22 protein-coding genes are annotated in these 18164 nt (G+C 39.9%); 15 read left to right on the top strand and 7 right to left on the bottom strand.

Annotated features, from left to right (window positions below):
* Nucleotides 1-4 precede the first annotated feature (4 nt).
* Nucleotides 5-1276, top strand: coding sequence for a glycoside hydrolase family 18 protein (locus tag MOJ78_RS12165; RefSeq protein WP_304977608.1), 1272 nt, complete (start codon nt 5-7; stop codon nt 1274-1276).
* A 56-nt stretch (nt 1277-1332) separates the two neighbouring features.
* On the opposite strand, the gene MOJ78_RS12160 is transcribed toward MOJ78_RS12165, so the two are convergent.
* The gene (locus MOJ78_RS12160) at nt 1333-3933 is read right to left on the bottom strand and encodes a penicillin-binding protein 1A (protein WP_304977607.1); all 2601 of its coding nucleotides are present in this window, start codon (nt 3931-3933) and stop codon (nt 1333-1335) included.
* Nucleotides 3934-4336: 403 nt separating this feature from the next.
* Nucleotides 4337-4957 (bottom strand): Holliday junction resolvase RecU, encoded by a 621-nt coding sequence (recU, locus tag MOJ78_RS12155; RefSeq protein WP_304977606.1) that lies wholly within the window; start codon nt 4955-4957, stop codon nt 4337-4339.
* A gap of 229 nt (nt 4958-5186) precedes the next feature.
* Here recU and MOJ78_RS12150 point away from each other — a divergent pair, with 229 nt between their 5' ends.
* From MOJ78_RS12150 to MOJ78_RS12120, 7 genes are all read left to right on the top strand, one after another.
* Nucleotides 5187-6191 carry a DUF2515 family protein gene (locus MOJ78_RS12150; RefSeq protein ID WP_304977605.1) on the top strand — a complete coding sequence of 335 codons (1005 nt, stop codon included), beginning with the start codon at nt 5187-5189 and terminating at the stop codon, nt 6189-6191.
* A gap of 366 nt (nt 6192-6557) precedes the next feature.
* A complete protein-coding gene (locus MOJ78_RS12145; RefSeq protein WP_304977604.1) occupies nt 6558-7091 on the top strand; it encodes a MerR family transcriptional regulator in 534 nt (177 codons plus the stop codon).
* A gap of 48 nt (nt 7092-7139) precedes the next feature.
* Nucleotides 7140-7502 carry a YppE family protein gene (locus MOJ78_RS12140; RefSeq protein WP_304977603.1) on the top strand — a complete coding sequence of 121 codons (363 nt, stop codon included), beginning with the start codon at nt 7140-7142 and terminating at the stop codon, nt 7500-7502.
* Nucleotides 7503-7659: 157 nt separating this feature from the next.
* Nucleotides 7660-7872, top strand: a complete 213-nt coding sequence (locus MOJ78_RS12135) for a hypothetical protein (protein ID WP_304977602.1) — start codon at nt 7660-7662, stop codon at nt 7870-7872.
* Nucleotides 7873-8090: 218 nt separating this feature from the next.
* A complete protein-coding gene (locus MOJ78_RS12130) occupies nt 8091-8354 on the top strand; it encodes a hypothetical protein (protein WP_304977601.1) in 264 nt (87 codons plus the stop codon).
* An 82-nt stretch (nt 8355-8436) separates the two neighbouring features.
* Nucleotides 8437-8754, top strand: coding sequence for a YciI family protein (locus MOJ78_RS12125; protein WP_304977600.1), 318 nt, complete (start codon nt 8437-8439; stop codon nt 8752-8754).
* Nucleotides 8751-9092, top strand: a complete 342-nt coding sequence (locus MOJ78_RS12120) for an Mpo1-like protein (protein ID WP_304977599.1) — start codon at nt 8751-8753, stop codon at nt 9090-9092. The genes MOJ78_RS12125 and MOJ78_RS12120 overlap by 4 nt, the downstream gene beginning before the upstream one ends.
* Before the next feature lie 51 nt (nt 9093-9143).
* On the opposite strand, the gene MOJ78_RS12115 is transcribed toward MOJ78_RS12120, so the two are convergent.
* The gene (locus MOJ78_RS12115) at nt 9144-9389 is read right to left on the bottom strand and encodes a helix-turn-helix domain-containing protein (RefSeq protein WP_304977598.1); all 246 of its coding nucleotides are present in this window, start codon (nt 9387-9389) and stop codon (nt 9144-9146) included.
* A 111-nt stretch (nt 9390-9500) separates the two neighbouring features.
* Nucleotides 9501-10196 (bottom strand): SIMPL domain-containing protein, encoded by a 696-nt coding sequence (locus MOJ78_RS12110; RefSeq protein ID WP_304977597.1) that lies wholly within the window; start codon nt 10194-10196, stop codon nt 9501-9503.
* Between the two features lie 274 nt (nt 10197-10470).
* Between MOJ78_RS12110 and MOJ78_RS12105 the strand changes: the two genes are divergently transcribed.
* From MOJ78_RS12105 to MOJ78_RS12095, 3 genes are all read left to right on the top strand, one after another.
* Complete coding sequence (locus tag MOJ78_RS12105) at nt 10471-10671, top strand: cold-shock protein (protein WP_304977596.1); 201 nt, start codon at nt 10471-10473, stop codon at nt 10669-10671.
* Nucleotides 10672-11226: 555 nt separating this feature from the next.
* On the top strand, nt 11227-12018 hold the full coding sequence (locus tag MOJ78_RS12100; RefSeq protein ID WP_304977595.1) for a metalloregulator ArsR/SmtB family transcription factor: 792 nt from the start codon (nt 11227-11229) through the stop codon (nt 12016-12018).
* 5 nt (nt 12019-12023) lie between these two features.
* Complete coding sequence (locus MOJ78_RS12095) at nt 12024-12509, top strand: SRPBCC family protein (RefSeq protein ID WP_304977594.1); 486 nt, start codon at nt 12024-12026, stop codon at nt 12507-12509.
* Between the two features lie 76 nt (nt 12510-12585).
* Here the strand turns inward: MOJ78_RS12095 and MOJ78_RS12090 are convergent, their stop codons facing one another.
* Entirely contained in the window at nt 12586-13092 is a 507-nt protein-coding gene (locus MOJ78_RS12090) for a hypothetical protein (protein WP_304977593.1), read from the bottom strand.
* A 238-nt stretch (nt 13093-13330) separates the two neighbouring features.
* Between MOJ78_RS12090 and MOJ78_RS12085 the strand changes: the two genes are divergently transcribed.
* Nucleotides 13331-13762 carry a CHRD domain-containing protein gene (locus tag MOJ78_RS12085; RefSeq protein WP_304977592.1) on the top strand — a complete coding sequence of 144 codons (432 nt, stop codon included), beginning with the start codon at nt 13331-13333 and terminating at the stop codon, nt 13760-13762.
* A gap of 218 nt (nt 13763-13980) precedes the next feature.
* The gene (locus MOJ78_RS12080) at nt 13981-14151 is read left to right on the top strand and encodes a DUF255 domain-containing protein (RefSeq protein WP_304977591.1); all 171 of its coding nucleotides are present in this window, start codon (nt 13981-13983) and stop codon (nt 14149-14151) included.
* Nucleotides 14152-14211: 60 nt separating this feature from the next.
* Here MOJ78_RS12080 and MOJ78_RS12075 read toward each other — a convergent pair whose 3' ends face one another.
* Both MOJ78_RS12075 and MOJ78_RS12070 read right to left on the bottom strand, forming a co-directional pair.
* Nucleotides 14212-14919 carry a hypothetical protein gene (locus MOJ78_RS12075; RefSeq protein WP_304977590.1) on the bottom strand — a complete coding sequence of 236 codons (708 nt, stop codon included), beginning with the start codon at nt 14917-14919 and terminating at the stop codon, nt 14212-14214.
* 2 nt (nt 14920-14921) lie between these two features.
* The gene (locus MOJ78_RS12070) at nt 14922-15335 is read right to left on the bottom strand and encodes a hypothetical protein (RefSeq protein ID WP_304977589.1); all 414 of its coding nucleotides are present in this window, start codon (nt 15333-15335) and stop codon (nt 14922-14924) included.
* A gap of 181 nt (nt 15336-15516) precedes the next feature.
* On the opposite strand from MOJ78_RS12070, the gene MOJ78_RS12065 reads away from it, so the two are divergent.
* Together MOJ78_RS12065 and MOJ78_RS12060 are read left to right on the top strand one after the other, a co-directional pair.
* Nucleotides 15517-17013 (top strand): recombinase family protein, encoded by a 1497-nt coding sequence (locus MOJ78_RS12065; RefSeq protein ID WP_304977588.1) that lies wholly within the window; start codon nt 15517-15519, stop codon nt 17011-17013.
* A gap of 414 nt (nt 17014-17427) precedes the next feature.
* Nucleotides 17428-18060, top strand: coding sequence for a hypothetical protein (locus tag MOJ78_RS12060; protein WP_304977587.1), 633 nt, complete (start codon nt 17428-17430; stop codon nt 18058-18060).
* The last annotated feature ends 104 nt before the right edge of the window (nt 18061-18164 follow it).

Raw genomic sequence — 18164 nt, 5'->3', positions numbered from 1 at the left:
GTCCATGCAAATCCATGTTGTCGCACAAGGACAATCGTTATGGGGAATCTCACAGCTTTATGGAATACCGTGGCAGAGGATTGTGGATATCAACGGATTAGAGCAACCTGGACAGCTCGCAGTCGGACAGACGTTGCTTATTCCAACACAAAACCGGTATACCGTTCAGCAGGGGGATTCTTTTTTTAGTATAGCAAGAAAAACAGGTGTAACGGTGCAAGAGCTTCAAAGTGCAAACCCGCAACTTCAGGGAAGTGTATTATATCCTGGGCAGGTACTGCGCATTCCTGAGAGGGCTAAGACACCCACAATCGTAAATGCTTATGCAGAACCCTATGAAGAGACAATTGCGAATGCCCGTGATGCTGCGAAAGCGTTAAGCTGGCTCGCAGTTTTCAGTTATCATGTTGATGCACAAGGGAATCTGAGGCAGCTTGAAAACGATGATCGTTTGCTGCAAGTTGCAAAGTCGACCGGTGTCCGGCCGATTTTGACGATAACGAACATCAAAGAGGGGGCTGACTTCAGTACAGAGCTAGCGACTACGATTTTATCAAGTCAACAAATTCAAACTACGTTGATCAACAACATACTTACGCTCATGCAACAAAAAGGATACACTGGGGTAAATGTAGATTTTGAGTTTCTCGGTGCCGAAAACAGGGAACGCTATAATCAGTTTTTGAGAAGGCTTGTACAACGCATGAGGCCACAAGGATATATCGTCTCCACTGCAGTCGCGCCTAAAACGAGTGCGACTCAAGAAGGTGTGTTGTATGAAGGGCATGATTATAAAGCGCATGGGCAAATTGTAGATTATGTCATTATTATGACGTACGAATGGGGATGGAGTGGAGGACCGCCAATGCCAGTCAGTCCACTTCCAGAAGTAGAAAGGGTATTGCGCTATGCGATTTCTGAAATTCCGAAGGAAAAGGTAATGATGGGTGTGAACCTGTACGGATACGATTGGACACTTCCATTTGTAGAAGGTGGAGAGTTTGCTAAAGCATTAAGTATCCCACAGGCAACTCGGTTAGCCTATACACAACGGACTGAGATTCAATACAATCAAGAGGATGAAGCTCCATTCTATACGTATTATGATCAAAATGGCAAAGAGCACATCGTCTGGTTTGAGGATTTAAGAAGCTATGCGGCAAAATTTGAACTGTTGAAAAGGCTTGGGATTGCCGGGATGTCATTTTGGAACCTGGCTTTTTCGTACCCGCCGCTTTGGGTCCTATTACAAGATCGATTTCAAATAAAAAAATGAAAAGCAAAAGGAACGGATCCAATCGATCCGTTCCTTTCATGTAGCAGAAAAACTCCTTAAGATTCTTCACGGCCTGATGGGGGCAATAAACCAGATCCGGAAGGCGGTGTGGTGCCACCGTCATCTCCGGTGCCGCCGGTTTCACCTGTACCTGTTCCATCACCGGTTCCGTCTCCAGTACCACCTTCACCACCATCGGTTCCATCGGTTCCACCATTGCCTCCGCCGTTGCCATTACCATCATCGTCGCCTTCTCCATCACCATCACCTGGTAGATCCGGCAAACTATCCTTTTCCTTTTCAGTTTTAACCTGAACCGTCGCAGGATCACTTTCCTTATTACGTCCTTGATCGACTGCTACGACCTGGAAGTTGTATGTTGTGCCAGGCGCGATGTTTTGGACAACGAGCTCCATTTCACTTTGGCTAGTTAACTCTTGATAGCCTGCTCCGTCCATAGAGTAGAGGACTTTAAAGGTAATTCCCTTATCAAGCAGTTCCTTTGGATATTTCCAACTCAGCTTCACTTCATGTTTCTTTTTATCATATTTCGCTTTAAAGTCTTTTGGTGTTTCGACTTTGAAGTATTTTTCAGATACCTTAGGAAGATCAGTCCCTTCAACTGCAAGTTCCATTCGGATTTGATCGTCCGGTGTAAATTCGCTTGCACGTTTTCCTGTTCCTTTTTCAATCGGAACTTCGACAACTGATTTAGGACGCTTCCAATCTGCATTCTTTAGGTCCTTGCTTGCGCGCTCCATGACATATTCGAAGATCTGTTTCGAGTAATCATCCGTTTTTCCCGTTAAATATTGAAAGTTTCCTTCTTTATCTTCATAGCTGTCAAAACCGGTCCAGATTGCGGCTGTCAATTCTGTTGAATATCCAGCGAACCAAGCATCCTTCGTTTCTCCTTCGATTTCAGGAACTTCTGAACCGTAATTTGTCGTTCCGGTTTTACCAGCAACAGGGAAGTTCAAATTCACATCTCTTGCCGTTCCGATTGTCATGACGTCCTTCAGCATATCCGTAATCATGTAAGCAGTATATTCTTCCATCACTACCTCAGGATTGGACTTTTTCTCAATAACGCGCCCATCAGGGAACTTGATTTTTGTAACCGTGAAAGGTTCATTGTAAACCCCTTCATTCCCGAATGCAGCATATGCAGCAGCTAGCTCCATCGGAGAAGGGCCTTCACGGAAGCCACCGATCGCATAAGATGGACTGTAATGTTTATCATCGATTTCTATGCCAAGTTTCTCTGCAAATTCTTCTGCTTTGTCAGCGCCGACATCCTGCCAAGTATGAATGGCAGGGAGGTTGTATGACTCATATAATGCTCTGCGAATCGACATCGTACCATGGTTTTCGTTATCATAATTATGGAATTCGTGGCCGTTGATAACGATATCCTCATCACTGACTTGTTTGTAAGTCGGCCACTGCATGTGCTCGATCGCAGGACCGTAGTCGAGAATCGGCTTGATGGTAGATCCAGGTTGTCGTTTCAGCTGGGTCGCATAATAGCTGCTCATTTGATTTTTCCGACCACTGCCGATAGCACGGACTGCACCTGTTTGAGTATCCATTAGAACAAGTCCACCCTTGATATTTTTCTGAGCGATGATCGTATCTGTGTACAAAGCTTCTTCCACTGCATCTTGCGCTTTCGGGTTCAGGGTCGTATAAATTTCGAGCCCTGCAGATTTGACCTTTCCTGGATCATCGAAGCCGGCCATCTTGGCTGCTTCTTCCATGACTTGGGCCTCGAACGTGTTGTAAGGATCATTTTGTTTTTCAGGATCAGGCTTTTTAACATATTCTGTAACCGGAATAGATTTTGCTTTTTCATACTGTTCCTTCGTAATATATCCGTATTTTTCCATTTGGGAAAGAACGATATTTCTCCGTTCTTCAGCCCCTTCAGGGTTTTCGAATGGATCATAATAGCTAGGTGCTTTTGGTAAACCGGCAAGGAGTGCCGCTTCATGCAGTTTAAGCTCACTGATTTCTTTTCCGAAATATGTTTCAGCTGCGGTTGCAACGCCCCATGCACTTTGACCAAAATAGATTTTGTTCAAGTACATTTCTAAAATTTGATCCTTCGAGTATCTTTGCTCGAGTTTGATGGCGAGATACGCTTCCTTTATTTTCCGAGTGATTTTTTTATCATTCGTCAATAGTGTGTTTTTAATGACCTGTTGAGTAATCGTACTTCCGCCTTCAGCACCAAAACCTTCAGTGATATTGGCAATTACTGCTCCACCGATTCTTCGGATATCAATACCGAAGTGATCATAAAATCGAACATCCTCGACAGCAACGAAGGAATTTTGAACAACTTCAGGTATATCGCTTAAATTTGCGCGAATCCGTTTTTCATCCGAATACAGCATCCCGTATTCATCACCATTCATATCGTAAAGCTTGGAAGCAACAGGTGTTTCGAGTGCTTTCGGGTTTAACTCAGGAGCATTACTTATGATTGCAAAAACAGCGATTGCTCCTGCAGTAATTCCAATTAATCCAAAAACGAGAAGGAGGGCTGTTACTTTTTTCAATATCCCTTTTTTCGAATTTGGAGGTTTTTTCTTATTATTTTTCGGATTGGCTTGATGACGCCTTTCCTGTCGTGATTTATAATTGTTATTCATGGTTGTTCCTACCTTTCTATTCTTAACGGTGTTAAAAGGTTGTTCAAAAAGTATCGATCTGATAAACGGCGAATTTCGACGTTACTCGGTTTTTCCGGTCCAAAGTAAGAGCATATGTACCTGCGTCTACTAGTTCATTCCTAGAGGATACTTCCTCGGTACAACTCGTAGCATTCATGCAAGTACCGCTCGTCGTTCCGGTCCTCAAAACTGTCGTGCCTTGGGCTCACACGATGTAAGTCAGTTCGACGTTATCAGAGGATGTGATGACCTTAGTCGAACTTCATACTAGTAATTCTGATACGTCTACTTTTTTGAACACGTATTTTAAAGAGGTTGTTCATATAAAAGAAAATATACCTCATATATCCTTCGTAACGTCCAACTCGTTTATTACCCTAAATCATCCAGCGAAAAACAATTTATCAATAATTTCCAAATAATCAATTCTCGGATTATAACCGAGCTGGATTGATGGGGCTTTTTCTTCGAAGAAGGCTTTCGGGATTGATTTCCGTCCACCTTGTTGTTGTTGTTCCCAAAACTGAAATAAGTCCGAGGCTTTAAGAAGAAAATCCTCCTGGGTAGTCTTGAAGCGAGCAAGTATGAAGCAGATCCCATCCTGCTTAGTAACCTGCCTCATATGCTCGATTTGGTGCTGATGAAAATTATTTAAAGGAAAGGATGTCTTATTTCGAGTTTCCTTTGCCTCAAAGTCAATATATTTCCCTCTATATACCCCGTTGTAATCTGTTGTAGACGGTTGTTTAAAATAAGCTTCCTTTATGACAGCTGCACTCCGTTTTGGATAATCCACTGAAACGATTTGCACAGGAGTCGGCTTTTTATGAATAACTGCTTTTCCGGATTGTAAATAATATAGATTGGAATGGTTGATGTCATCCTCAAATGTCATTCCACGGTTTGCAAACGACCGATTGCCTTCCTTTTCTTTAAAAGAAGTCCTTCCTACCGTTTGTAGTTGAGAGCTTGCAGGTTTTCGGTTGGGATAGCGAAAGTCCAATTGGATTCACCTTCCTTAAAACGATGATTATAAAACACCTATACTTAATAGATGTTGTTCAAAAGCTGCTATTCTTCTTTTGTTGTCTTTAATATAGACGTATAAAGGTACATATAGTTTCAATCAGTAAATTTATCGAATTGCATTATTAAAAATATACCACACACAGACCGTTTGTCGAGTATTTTACTAAAAAAGACGAACCTACGTTTGTAGAATCGGGGTTGGAATGTGGAATAAAAGTGCTCTGAAATTATTTGTGAAACCAAATGAATCAAACCTTACACAGGATGAAAAACACCTGATTGTTACGATTCAAAAGAAGACGACCAAATGGAACGTCGATAATATTTCACGAACAAAAGCGTATCACAATTTTTATGAGCAAAATCCTGAGATTTCATGGTCTTTTCTTGCAAGTATGGTTTCTAGAAATGCGGGGTGGAATATGTGTGATCTTCATTCCCCTGAATATCGGACATTATTGTCGGTAAAAAAGAGGCGCTTGTTGTTTGAAACATATGAAAGAGCCAATTGGTTGATTTTTAGTGATGCATACCCACAACTTTTACTATATGAGGTATCCAAGAAGTGTAACACACCATTATTCCATTTATTGAAAGCCTTTCAAGTTTCATCTTTTATGGGGAGAGAGTGGGAGAGGTTATGGAACAAGAGGAATTACGAGCGAATTAACACGTGTCTGATTGTTAACGAACAACAATTGATCCAAAAGCCTGTTCTAGAACGAACCCTTTATAAAGAGCGGGTCTTTCATTCCCTACCGTTTTGGGTTCAAGATCGCTTTCATTTTAGTACGGTATTATTTCCAACTGTTGAAGGAGACTTGTTCGGTCTGTCTGTACATGGATTTCGAAAAGCAAAGAAACGGATTTTGCTCGGCCGACGTTTATTGAAGCTGTTGTTCCACCCTGCGTACCATCAACGTTTTAGTTCATTTGCTTCTAACACTGAACCAACTGGAGCAAGATCAGAGTATGAGCGGTTTCTGAAAATCGGACGCAAAGGACACATGGCCGCGCTGAGAACACTCTATCCCATTATTCGCCATCAGAGAGAATACGATGAGGATTGGTCGTTGAAAAAGTCATTCACTAACCTTCGATTTCAAGAGATTTCATTGCCTGACAAGGTACACTTGAACGATTGGTATGCACATAAACGTTCAGAACTACACCTGCTTGCTTTTTTGAAAAGCAAAATACAAAGCTGACTCCTAATTGAGCCTTCCATTCCATTGGAAGGTTTCTGCATAGGAGTCAGCTTATTTTATTCAGTATTCATAATTGGGAAAGTCGGGAGAATTAAGTAGATGGGCGGTTTGGACCTTCCAATTTCTTATCCCCATATCCTGGTTTGTTTTGACGGTCGTTCCGTTGCTGTGGTTTTTCCTTCTTTTTAGACAAACTGGTCACCTCCTACTAATAGTATGGATACTGATGCCACAACTATTCGAGGAGCAATCTGATGTCGAAATCCACTTTCTTTGCCGAACAAATTCTAGTTTTGTCAGACATGAAGGGTTAGGGGGGGAACCATTGAATAGTATTTGTAATAATAACAACGGGAGGTCTTTTTGATGGGAAGCCTGGTTAAAACAAAAGCCGTATCAAAAAAGCTTGGTGTCAATCCTACGACAATCCAACGATGGGTCAAATATTTTGAGATCCCCTGTCCGAAAAACGAGCATGGCCACTATTTGTTTCGTGAAGAAGATATTCAGGTGTTGAGTACAATCCAGAAACAGTTACAACAAGGATTACAAATGAGCGACATTAAAATTCAAGAACGAACAACGAACGAAAGTATTCAGTTGAGCAAGTCTGGAATCAGTGAAATGGACGAGCGGTTCAAAAAGCTTCACTCCCAACTTGATATTCTTGAAAAGAAAGTTTCCCAAAAGGCTGACGAGGTGCTGAGCTATCAAGTTTTACAGCATCGAAAGGATCTAGACCATATGGCGACGCGTTTAACTGATCTAGAGGAGAAAATGGTTGTGTTTGAAGAGCAGCTGCTGCTTCAAGTAACGGCTACGAACGAGATTCGCACGGAATTCAATCCGGTTGCCACAAAGCAAAAGCGCAATTGGCTTTTGAGTTTATTTTCGTTGTAGATTTTGAAAACCGCTTTTGATACGATAAGTAAAGCGGGGTGAAGCAGGATGACTACGGACAATAGTCGATTGAATGAAATGACGAAACAATTGCGTGTTTATACGAAGCAAGCAGAGCAACAATTCGAACAACGTACAATGTCCGATGGATACGAAGTTGATTTTTTTGGTAGTGCGAAACCTTTTGCAGATAAGGTGCAATCACTGGTGGATGAATGGAAGCCACTTGCTTCGGAATGGGCGATCCGAGAGCGTCCGAAGTATGTGTATCCGATCCAAATTAAAGATACATCCGAAAACCTGACAATCATCGCCGTGCAGGCTTTTCAAAAGGATACAAAAGCAAAGCGTTTTCTTGCGATGACGAAATCGATTGACTACATTCTCGAATCGATGGAAAAACAACTTTAAAAGATACAATTATTGGCTGGCTCCTTGAAATTCGAGTCAGCCTTTCTATTTAACAGGTGCCTCGGCAGGTGTTCACTAAATTGTAAGGCCGTTTACAACGTGCTCCGTTCACGTTTGCTATAATGAAGAAAGCATAATTTGAAAGGGTGGGATACCCATGATGCCATTTCTTTATTTTCCTGAAGACAAAAGTGAATATATTCCATCGCTCATCATGTTATTCATCTTTGTTACAGGAGCGATCATAGCTACTATTATTATTCGAAGACAATCGGCGAAGGAGCTGTCCAAATTGGAGCAAACAACTGACGCAACCTTCGAAACAAAGGATAACCAAAATGAGCAAGATGGAAATCATATAGAAAAGTAAGAAGCGGTCCCGAGTGAATCGCTTCTTTTTAAATATGTTGTGGACGTAGGCTTATTGTCCGAAGATGTGAATTAATTTCACGTACCGTACTGGGATGATTTTTTTTGAAAAGCAATTAGTAGGATAACAAAGGGGATTCAAAACCAATTGTATAAACTTCAATCATACATTCCACCCTAACAGAAGAATAGTGTGTCTATTAGAAGGAGGCAATCCATATGAAAGAGTATGATGGACCGGTTTTAGGTGGTAATTGGGATGAGGAGGAAAAGGCGTTTACTTTAATGAGAGTAAAACAGCTTTCCGTACAATGTGTTCTATCCGAGAGACAGTTTCAACAGCTGCAACACTATTTGAATAATCAAGATGATGATAGGACAGTTTACATTACCTTATATGATCAAATACCAGTCATGGTTCATCCAGACGAAAGAAGTGCACTATGCGAAGATATGAATCAGATTTCCTCATACTGGTTATAAAATTTCACGTACCGTACTGGAATAGAGGAATTTAAATAGTAAGAAAGAAAGTAATAAAAGGGGGTAAAGGAGGAATATTCAAATGGCGGAGTACCTTTATAAATTGATTCCAAATCGGGATGGCTTCATTAATGATGTAACTAAAGAAGAGGAAGCTGTGTTAGAGGAACATTTCGCATACATAGAGAACCTTTTGAAAACGGGTGAGCTCGTATTAGCAGGCCCCTGTTTAGACGGTTCACTTGGGGTGGTCATTCTTAGGGTCGATACATACGAAAGAGCCGAGGAACTTATGAATGGAGATCCTGCTGTCGTTAACGGTATCATGCAGGCAACTTTGCATCCGTTTCGGGTGTCACTAATGCAAGGTTCAAAAAATGGGGAGGAGGTAGTGAAATGAAGGAATTTAATAGCTTTACTCAGTTTTGGCCGTTCTATTTGCAGCAGCATGCAAAACCGGCAACGAGAGGCTGGCACTTTGTAGGAACAAGTTTCGTATTCATTTGTATCATTACTGCCATCGGGACGATGAACTACTGGTACATCGCACTCGCGCCAGTTATAGCGTATTCGTTTGCTTGGATCAGCCATTTTTTTATTGAAGGGAACAAGCCTGCGACATTTGGTCACCCTTTATGGGCATTACGTGCAGATTTTCAAATGTTCGGCTTTATGCTTTCAGGTAAACTCGGAAAAGAACTCGGAAAACATTTACCAAATGATAAAGCGGCATCATAATTAAAGGAAAAGGACCTTGCACGTTAGAATAATGCAGGTCCTTTTTGAATTCTAATCATATTCCATGATGTCACTATCAACAAGCTCGTGGACTTCATCAATAAATTGGGAGGGTGAGATTTGTAAGTGCTCGGTTAGTACGAAGATCGTTTTCACAGACGGGACCCGTTGTCCTCTTTCTAATAGGCTAATGAATGATCTGTCATAGCCAGTTAACTTTGCCAGTTTAAACTGCGATATTTTTTCGACTGTACGATGCTTCCGTAGTACTAATCCTACAGCTTGTTCAAGTTTCAACGCTAATTCCCCCATTTAGACACCATTCGATTTTTGTTTAATTTTGGAGCGGACTATAGTCAACGTATCTGACAATAGTTTAATACAATCGAGGAAACTATACAATTATTTTTAAGTGGATAAGTATTGAAACCACGCTTTGATCTGGGCTTTGACGACCTGTTGTTGTGGTTGGATTGGAACTTCAGTCGACGCAAATTTAACCGCTGAATCGTAAAAAGGGATCGGCCCCTGATCACCGACTTCCAAGAGCTTTATCGGCACAGGATTGATTTGAACCGCTAATTGACTTGATAGACTCTGGGCTTTTTGAAATGCATGATTCAATGCCTCAGTAAGGGCTTGTTCATAATAGCGAAGAGGATCGGAAACTTGAAATCGAAGCTCCCTTGCAATGTTTGCCCCATTTTCAATTGCAGTTTGATAGATGGTCCCAGCTTTCGTTACATCTTTTTGTTCAATCTCTAATAAATGCTCAACTCTATACTCAATGAAGTACGGAGCCCCATCTTTATATTCATAAACTGGTGTGATCGTATAACTGGATGAACCAATTTGTTCATTTGTTAGTCCTAACTTTTTCAACCCTTCGATAATTTGGTTGCTTTTTGCTGTATTCTCCTGGACCGCTTGCTGAACGTTTTTCCCGCGCGTTTGTACACCTATCGAGATAATCACTTCATCTGGTGGTGCGGTAACACTTCCAGTACCGAACACTTCCATCACATTGTTTTGCTTAAATCCGCGATCGGGTTTCGTAATAGGCTGGTGTGGAAATGGCTGTGGGTAATACGATTGATTCATCATCATTTCATCACCTTCTTCTGAATTTAAATCGTCCTCATACTATATTCAATAAGATAAAAGATAAGAAGTGATTGACACATACCTACAAATCGTTTATTATAGGAATAACGCTATTAAGTTCGTTTAAATATTTTTGGATAAATAAGTCGTAGCTACATCAAATGTGGACGATTTACAGGTCGATTCATATTAAAGTGTTTCTTCAAACTTGGTACAAAATATTGAAACATAACTTATGGCGAATACACAGTTTAATTTTTTAGGAGGTATTCGCATGAATACAGGTAAAGTAAAATGGTTTAACGCAGAAAAAGGATTTGGATTTATTGAAATCGAAGAAGGAAACGATGTATTCGTTCACTTTTCAGCAATTCAAAGCGAAGGCTTTAAAACGTTAGAAGAAGGCGAAACAGTTACTTTTGAAATCGTTGACGGTAACCGTGGACCTCAAGCATCAAACGTTCAAAAGGCGTAACAATAGCTGATTAAGGGTGATGTACATGGTACATCACCCTTTTTTAATGTAATGAAATAAACTCCACATTAACCCTTCCTTTTAACACAAACCATTTTCCCTTAAATTTCTGTAAAAATGAACGTTCTAATTGTAGTAGCTGATCCACACTGGCACGATCAAGGAGTCGTAAGGACGAAAGAGAGGTAGGGCTTTCGTTGTTTGAGTTATTGGCAATAATCATGTCATCAGAAAGTATGTTAGTGAAAAATAGGTATTCTTGCGAAAGTTTAAGCAGTATTAAATTTAAAAAAACGGACCCATAATTCCCGGATGAACACGGGGATACAACCTCCAGCCCTTTAACTATTAGAAGGGTAAACTATTCAGGGTCCAAAGTTCGCAACAGGCGAAACAGAGAAGCAGCTTTGATCCAAATCAGAGCTGCTTTTTTTGTTTTGACTTAAAAAGTATTGACTACAAAAGAATTTAAATGTTACTATTTAGTCACACGTTAAATATGTTACTTATAAGTAACATAAAGGATTGCGAAAGGAGGTCCAAAGAACCCTTCCAATGGAAAGTAATGAGGTAATCGACATTTTTAAAGCACTGGCACATCACTCAAGAGTGGAAATACTGGATTACTTGAAAAATGGTCCGATGACTACTGGTGAATTGAGCGAGAAATTCAATGTGTCACGCTATGCTGTCATGAAGCATTTAGATATACTCGAATCGGCTGGACTGATTGTTGTACGTCGAAAGGGAAGAATCCGCTTAAATTTTATAAACGCAATTCCGTTACAACAGCTTTATAACAGATGGGTCAGTAAATATGAGTCTCAGTTTTCATCATCGCTCGTTCATCTGAAAAATCAAATTGAAGAGAAAGAAAGGGGTATGAACATGGAAAATAAAGTAGCAAAGCTAGAGGTGAGTTGGTTTCAAATCGAACAGGAAGTTTCGATTCAGGCGCCGAAAGAACGTGTGTTCCAAGCATTGACTGAAGAGATTGATAATTGGTGGGCATTTCGATTAAGCGACAAGGATTCTAAGCTTGTATTTGAACCGAATATGGACGGGCGCTTTTACGAGGATTGGGGAGACGGTCACGGTGCCGTCTGGGGAACCGTTCTCTATATAAAAGAAAACGAGGAAATCCGTCTAAACGGACTTCTCGGAATGAAAGGTGCAGTCAATAGTCATTATACGTATAAATTAGAAGAACACGGTTCATCGACTGTATTGAAGCTTACTCATGATGCTGTTGGACTCTTGGATCCTGAATGGGAAGAAGCCCATAGACATGGTTGGGTCGAGCTGCTTGAGAAACGCCTTAAAGAATATGTGGAAAAAGGGGAATAAATACGTTGAATAGCTATTCAATTCAGGTCCAGTTAAAATCTGATGTTCAAGCCGTTTACGGTGCAATCACGACCCCAGAGGGAATAAAAGGATGGTGGACAACGGATTGTCGTGTAAGTACAGAAGTTGGCGGAAAAAGCTCATTTTACTTTGAAAAACTACTTTTCAATTCGATGGAAATCATTGAACTCGCCCCCTTTAAAAAGGTTCGTTGGAAGTGTGTCGAGGGGTGGAGTGAATGGGTAGGCACAGAGGTGGTCTTTACTCTTTCTGAAAGTGAAGAAGGAGGAACAACCTTGCAATTTGAACACATAGGATTAACTCCAGACCTCAAATGCTACAAGATGTGTTCGAAGGGTTGGGATACAACGTTAAAAAGCCTAAAAGCGTTCGTAGATACTGGAAAAGGAAAACCACATGTACCGAAAACCGGTGTTTCAGGCGTGCTTTCCAGAACTGCCTTCAAAGTATTTTCTCGTCAATATAAATAAATACACTGAAAGAAATAGGAAGAGCTGCCTATGTTATTTTATGGGAAGCTCTATTTTTCTTTAGGTTTTTGAACTGTTAATTTTCCAAAATATTTTGCTTTGCAGGGTTTTTGGCTTTTCGAACCAATTTTCCACCATCAATGAATTTTCCATACTCTTTTACTAATTGATAAGCCTCTTCAGATGTCGGAATCACATCATCAGCTTTATACGTCAAAAAATAAGCTTGGGATTTTCCGCCATAAAACACCCAACTGAAAAACCGCATCGCAAACTTGTGGGCCCCACGATCTCGAAAAGGGACCATCGCTTTACTTTCCCAGACCGTCAATGTAAAACCGTAGCCTTCTTTGATGTTTCCTTTCAACTCTGCGTAAAGCAATCCTGATGACTTTTTCATTTGTTTCATGACAAATTGACTCACAACGGCGTTCACGATCGTTTTCCAAACAGAAAACCGCTCCCCTAGAGTAATGGAAATGAGGGGGTTTTCGGATAGTTCGATATCCCTGTCTCCATATGTAATCATCCCTTCAAACTTATTTTGTGAATTAGGATGTGCTACAAATTTCTTTTCACCCATAAAGGCCTCCTTTGATGTTTATTTTTAAAACATTAAGTACCATCTACCCAACTTATTCAACTAAATGGAATGATATCCCTTTTTTACACATGACAATTTACATGTGTCGTACTCTTTTTTTTTTTAGATTCAACCCTGGACAAACCGCCTTTTTTTAAGATATTAGGTATAATGCACAACCTTATTCGTTCGCTTTCACGTAAAGTAAATATATACGTATGAAAGGAAGTGAACAACAATGTTGGAATCCTTATTCATTGCAAAATTGTCTGGGAGAAATGAGGTTCCTCCAGTTCAAACCAATGCGTTCGGCAATGCGGAGTTTAGCGCAAATTCAAATCATACAAAACTTAAATTCCGACTAGTAGTATGCAATATAGAAAACTTCATTCAAGCCCATATTCATTTCGGAGCTCCTGATGTAAACGGTCCTGTACTTGCATTTTTGTTTGGCGAAAATGTACAAACGATAGCAGAACAGGAAGGCTTGACGACTAGGAAAGGAGTTGTAACAGGCGTAATCACTGACGAGGATATTGTGGACAACCCTGAAGGGATCACTACAGTCAGGCAGTTGGTCGAGTTGATGGAAGAGGGTCTCACTTATGTCAATGCCCATACAGAACAAAATCCGGATGGCGAGATCAGAGGACAAATTGAAGAAGTTTAGTAGAAGCAAGTAAATGAATTAAAGTATGAACTTAGTTCTATTTAGGACAAGCAAGCACCGTATTCCGGTGTTTTTTTATGAGGATAATCGTTTGAAGTGACCTTTTGCTCTATTGAATGGGGACGATAACGGGAAGTCATAAACGTAGTGAGTCGTGTTAGAGTAAAGAGGTATCATAATATTTGTTCACTTTTTCAAAGAAAGGAAGGTGATCTTCAATGACAACTAATCAGAAGCCCAATAGATTGATCGCAGAAAAGTCCCCTTACTTACTTCAACATGCAAACAATCCAGTCGATTGGTATCCGTGGGGAGAGGAAGCTTTTGGAAAGGCAAAGCGTGAAAATAAGCCTGTAATGGTTTCCATCGGTTATTCGACTTGTCATTGATGACAAGTTTCCATAGGAAAACACTCAAAATGAAAGAAAAAAGCCGTTATTAAAACGGCTTTAAAGTATCGCACGTGATATGGCATTAGTTAGTTTTTGATGTAAATCGTAAGCATCTTTATATTGAATAATATTTTTCGATTTAATATCAAATGGAACTTTATCAATAGTTTTCGAAATCAGTATTGTTGGTTTTCCTAATGCATGTGCTATTCCTAATTCATAATAAACATTTGGGTTTCTCCCGTCTATGTTTGCAATTATAATTCGAGCTTTTACAATATGCTTTAATATGTGTGGTAATAAATCACCCGCTACATATTCTTCGTCTCCTCGTAAACATTCTAATCCAATACCTCTACAAGTATTTTTGATTGCATCACTTATATTTTTATATTTTTCATCAAATGATGTCAGTAAAAATGCGGTATATCGATCGACCTCTAGTTCCTTTTCCTGAATACCGTGATTTAATAAGAAATTAGTATAATGCACCTCGGGCTCTATATCCTTTTCATTTATCTTATTCTGATTTAACAATAAATGGTTTACATCCTTCCACCGTTCCTCATGCGACATAAGTTTTTCATTATATTTCTCTAGAATTGATTCATAGTATCTACGCATATCATTATACTTCGCTTGGTTCATTTCAAAATCGTAAACCTTATCTCTGCTGCTTTTAATTTTTGTTGTCAAGAATGTTAACACTGATACCATTAGTGATGTAATAACCAATAAAAGTATCAATATAGTTTGTGTGTCCATTGTTACATCACCTCGTTTAGTTTTGTAATAGCATGGTACAGACAATATATTGCCAAACCAAGTTTTACAATAAGAATAATGTTAAATACTACCCATCTTTCAGCTTCAAAAAAACTCCTATTCCATCTCCAAATTGCAGTTATAATAAATGTTATGATTATGTATCCAATAAAAATGATATATCCATTATTTATATTGCTAGCAATTACATCTGCGGAGCTCCTAACATTATTTAGAACTACCTTTTTGGTCTGCAATTCGGTATATGAGATTATTAAGGCTGAACTTAAAAACATTATATCCACGGGTAACTCTGATACAGAAGTGAGTAAATGTGGTTTTGTTGTTTCCTTGTTAACCCATAGTTTTATTAGAAAACCTAGCCCAAGCAGAAATATCGGTAAAGTATACTCCATTTCATAATTCCCCCCCTAATCACCAAAAAGAAAACCTTTTCTTTTTATCTATTAAGATTCTACTACATTACTTAAAATTTTCCAAAGACTAATAAACTTATTGACCTTACCAAAAGAATCTATTAGACTTTGTGTTAGTTACATAACGTGATAAGTTATTAAAGGGGGTGTTAAGGAACTTATGGAACAAATACGAGATATAAAAGAGGTCGCAATCTATCTTCGGAAATCACGAGGAGAGGGAGACGACGACCTCGAAAAACATAAACGAGAATTAACCGAACTCGCCGAGTCCAACCGATGGACTCCGATTCTCTATAATGAGATTGCGAGCGGGGACTCGTTGGACTATCGTCCGAAAATGCTAGAGCTACTCGACGATATTCGAGACGACTTATTCGACGCAGTTATCGTGATTGACTACGATCGTCTAGGACGTGGAGACGACCAAGATGCGGCAATCATTCGAGCTGCTTTGCGTGATAGCGATACTCTTATAATCACACCGCAAAAAGTGTTCGACCTCAAAAACGAATCGGACGAAATGCTCTCGGAGTTCCTCGGACTTATGGCTCGATTCGAATATCGACAAATCAAAAAGCGACTCCAACGTGGTAAGAAAATCGGTGCGAAAATGGGAGCATGGGTCAACGGTCCGCCTCCATTCCCTTACGAGTACGACCGAGACAATAAACGCATATATGTCAATGAGGATAAGCGAGTCCTATTCGACTATATAAAGAATCAAGTCTTAAAAGGGGAGCCCGCTCTAAGGCTAGCCCAAGAGCTCAATCGTAAAGGCTACAAAACCGCTTATGGTAAGCATTGGAACCAAGTCGCAATAAAGCGAATCCTTACGAATGAGACACATCTCGGACATACCGTTTATGGTAAAACGAAAGGCAGCGGACACTTAGATCGAAAGACAGAGCCACTCGAAAAGGTTGCTCGTGGTGATTGGACTATCGTGAAGGACACTCACGAGGCAGTTATGACCGAGGAGGAGTTTGCGACTCTTAAAGAGACATTCGATCGTCGTTCGAAAGAACACGCTCGGAACCGTATGCACTCGAAACGTTATAGCGGACTAATCAAATGCGGTACTTGTGGATACGCTCGCTCATTCGTAACGAGGAAGAACGCCAAAGGTAAAACGGTCGTGTTCGTCAAATCGTGTCAAAAAGCGGACCCGTTCGGAATCGTTTGCCGCAATGGAGGCGGAAAAGAGGAATACGTCGACGCAGCAGTTTACGCACAACTAATCGAGTATAAGGAAGAACTCGAGAAGGACCTAGGCGGGAACAACGGAAACGATACGGAACAACTTGAGAAGGAACTCCGCCAAGCCGAACAACAACTCGAAAAGGCTAAGAACGCTCGGGCTCGTGTTTTCGATATGTACGAGGAGGGCGACATCACCAAGACCGATTTCCAAGAACGTAAGGCGAAACGGGACGAACAAATAAAAGAACTTGAAAATCAACTACACGAATTAAGGGAACGTATTAACTATTACGAACAAATCACGAACGAGGACCGACTCGAAAAGATCGGAGAAGTTCTCGAGATATGGGACGGAGAGGCGTCCGAGGTTAACAAATTATTGCGGCTTGTAATCGATCGTATTAACTTTAAGAAGGACGACGGGAAACTTCGAATACAAGTTGCTTATAGATAGGGAGACGGTGAGAGCCGTCCCTTTTTTGTATGGAATAAAGAGGGAAATTATATTTTATTTGTTCCCCGCATACGTTCCGACTACGTTTCCGAAAATGTCAGTCCAAAACGGAGCGGACGTGTTCAATCTCCAAGCGGTTCTCGGAGATACAAGTCTCGAAATGGTACGGAACTACGTTAATCTATTCAGTAGCGACGTGTTCGAAGGACATCGGAAGTTCTCACCAGTCGAGAAACTAATCTAACCGACGGGGTCCACAATCGGACCTTCGTTTTTTATATACGGTAATTACTGAATATCGGGAATAAAGGTTTGAATGTCCTTAATTTTCCTATAGAATATTTATAGAGAAAGAAGGGGTGTTAGAATGATTGTGAATATGGATATTGTAGTTAACTTTAATGGTGATTCAGTATGTATGATGTGATTTTTAATGTTGCATTGCATTCATTTTATAATGGGATAGCAAAGGAAAGTTATAATGAATTTAGGGAAGTATCCAAAACATATGATGAGATTACAAACGGCGGAAAGTCATGGGATTTCGGTTCACATACGAAAGAAGAAAACCAAGTGTATCAACGAACAAATCACGGAATGCAAAAGCATTGTATTATTTCAACTGTCTTTTTTGTAATGGCGATTGAATCGTTAATCAACGAATATGGTTCCGTTTATCTTGGTGAAGATCAATTTAAGGATAAAGAAAAACTTGGGATAATGGATAAAATAACGGAATTTTATTTCGAAGTAAAGGGTTCCAAATTCCCGAGAGATAAACAATTATATCAAAAAATAAACGATTTAGTTTCCGTTAGAAATAATTTAGTTCATAGTAAACCGATAACAATTGATTCAAGAATGATGATGAAAAACACAAAAGAAGCCGACGAACAATTTTGGGGATATATTAATTCAATGTTTGGCAATAACAAAAGTAAATTATCAAAACAAAAACACATGTATGAAGTTTTGAAGCAATCATATAGTACATATGAAGATTTAAGGGATTTCTTAAAAGGGGTAGATACCAGGATAAAAAGTTGAACAAAGTCGGTACTTAGTACACCGTCTTTTTTTATACCCTCGAAACGTTTGCAAAACGGTGTAAACTAACGCAATCGATCGACTAATTATTTCCATACATCTAT

Source organism: Alkalihalobacillus sp. AL-G, from assembly GCF_030643805.1.
Lineage (GTDB): Bacteria > Bacillota > Bacilli > Bacillales > Fictibacillaceae > Pseudalkalibacillus.
Note: the sequence above shows the minus strand (reverse complement) of the source record. Positions and strands in the feature narration are given on the sequence as shown.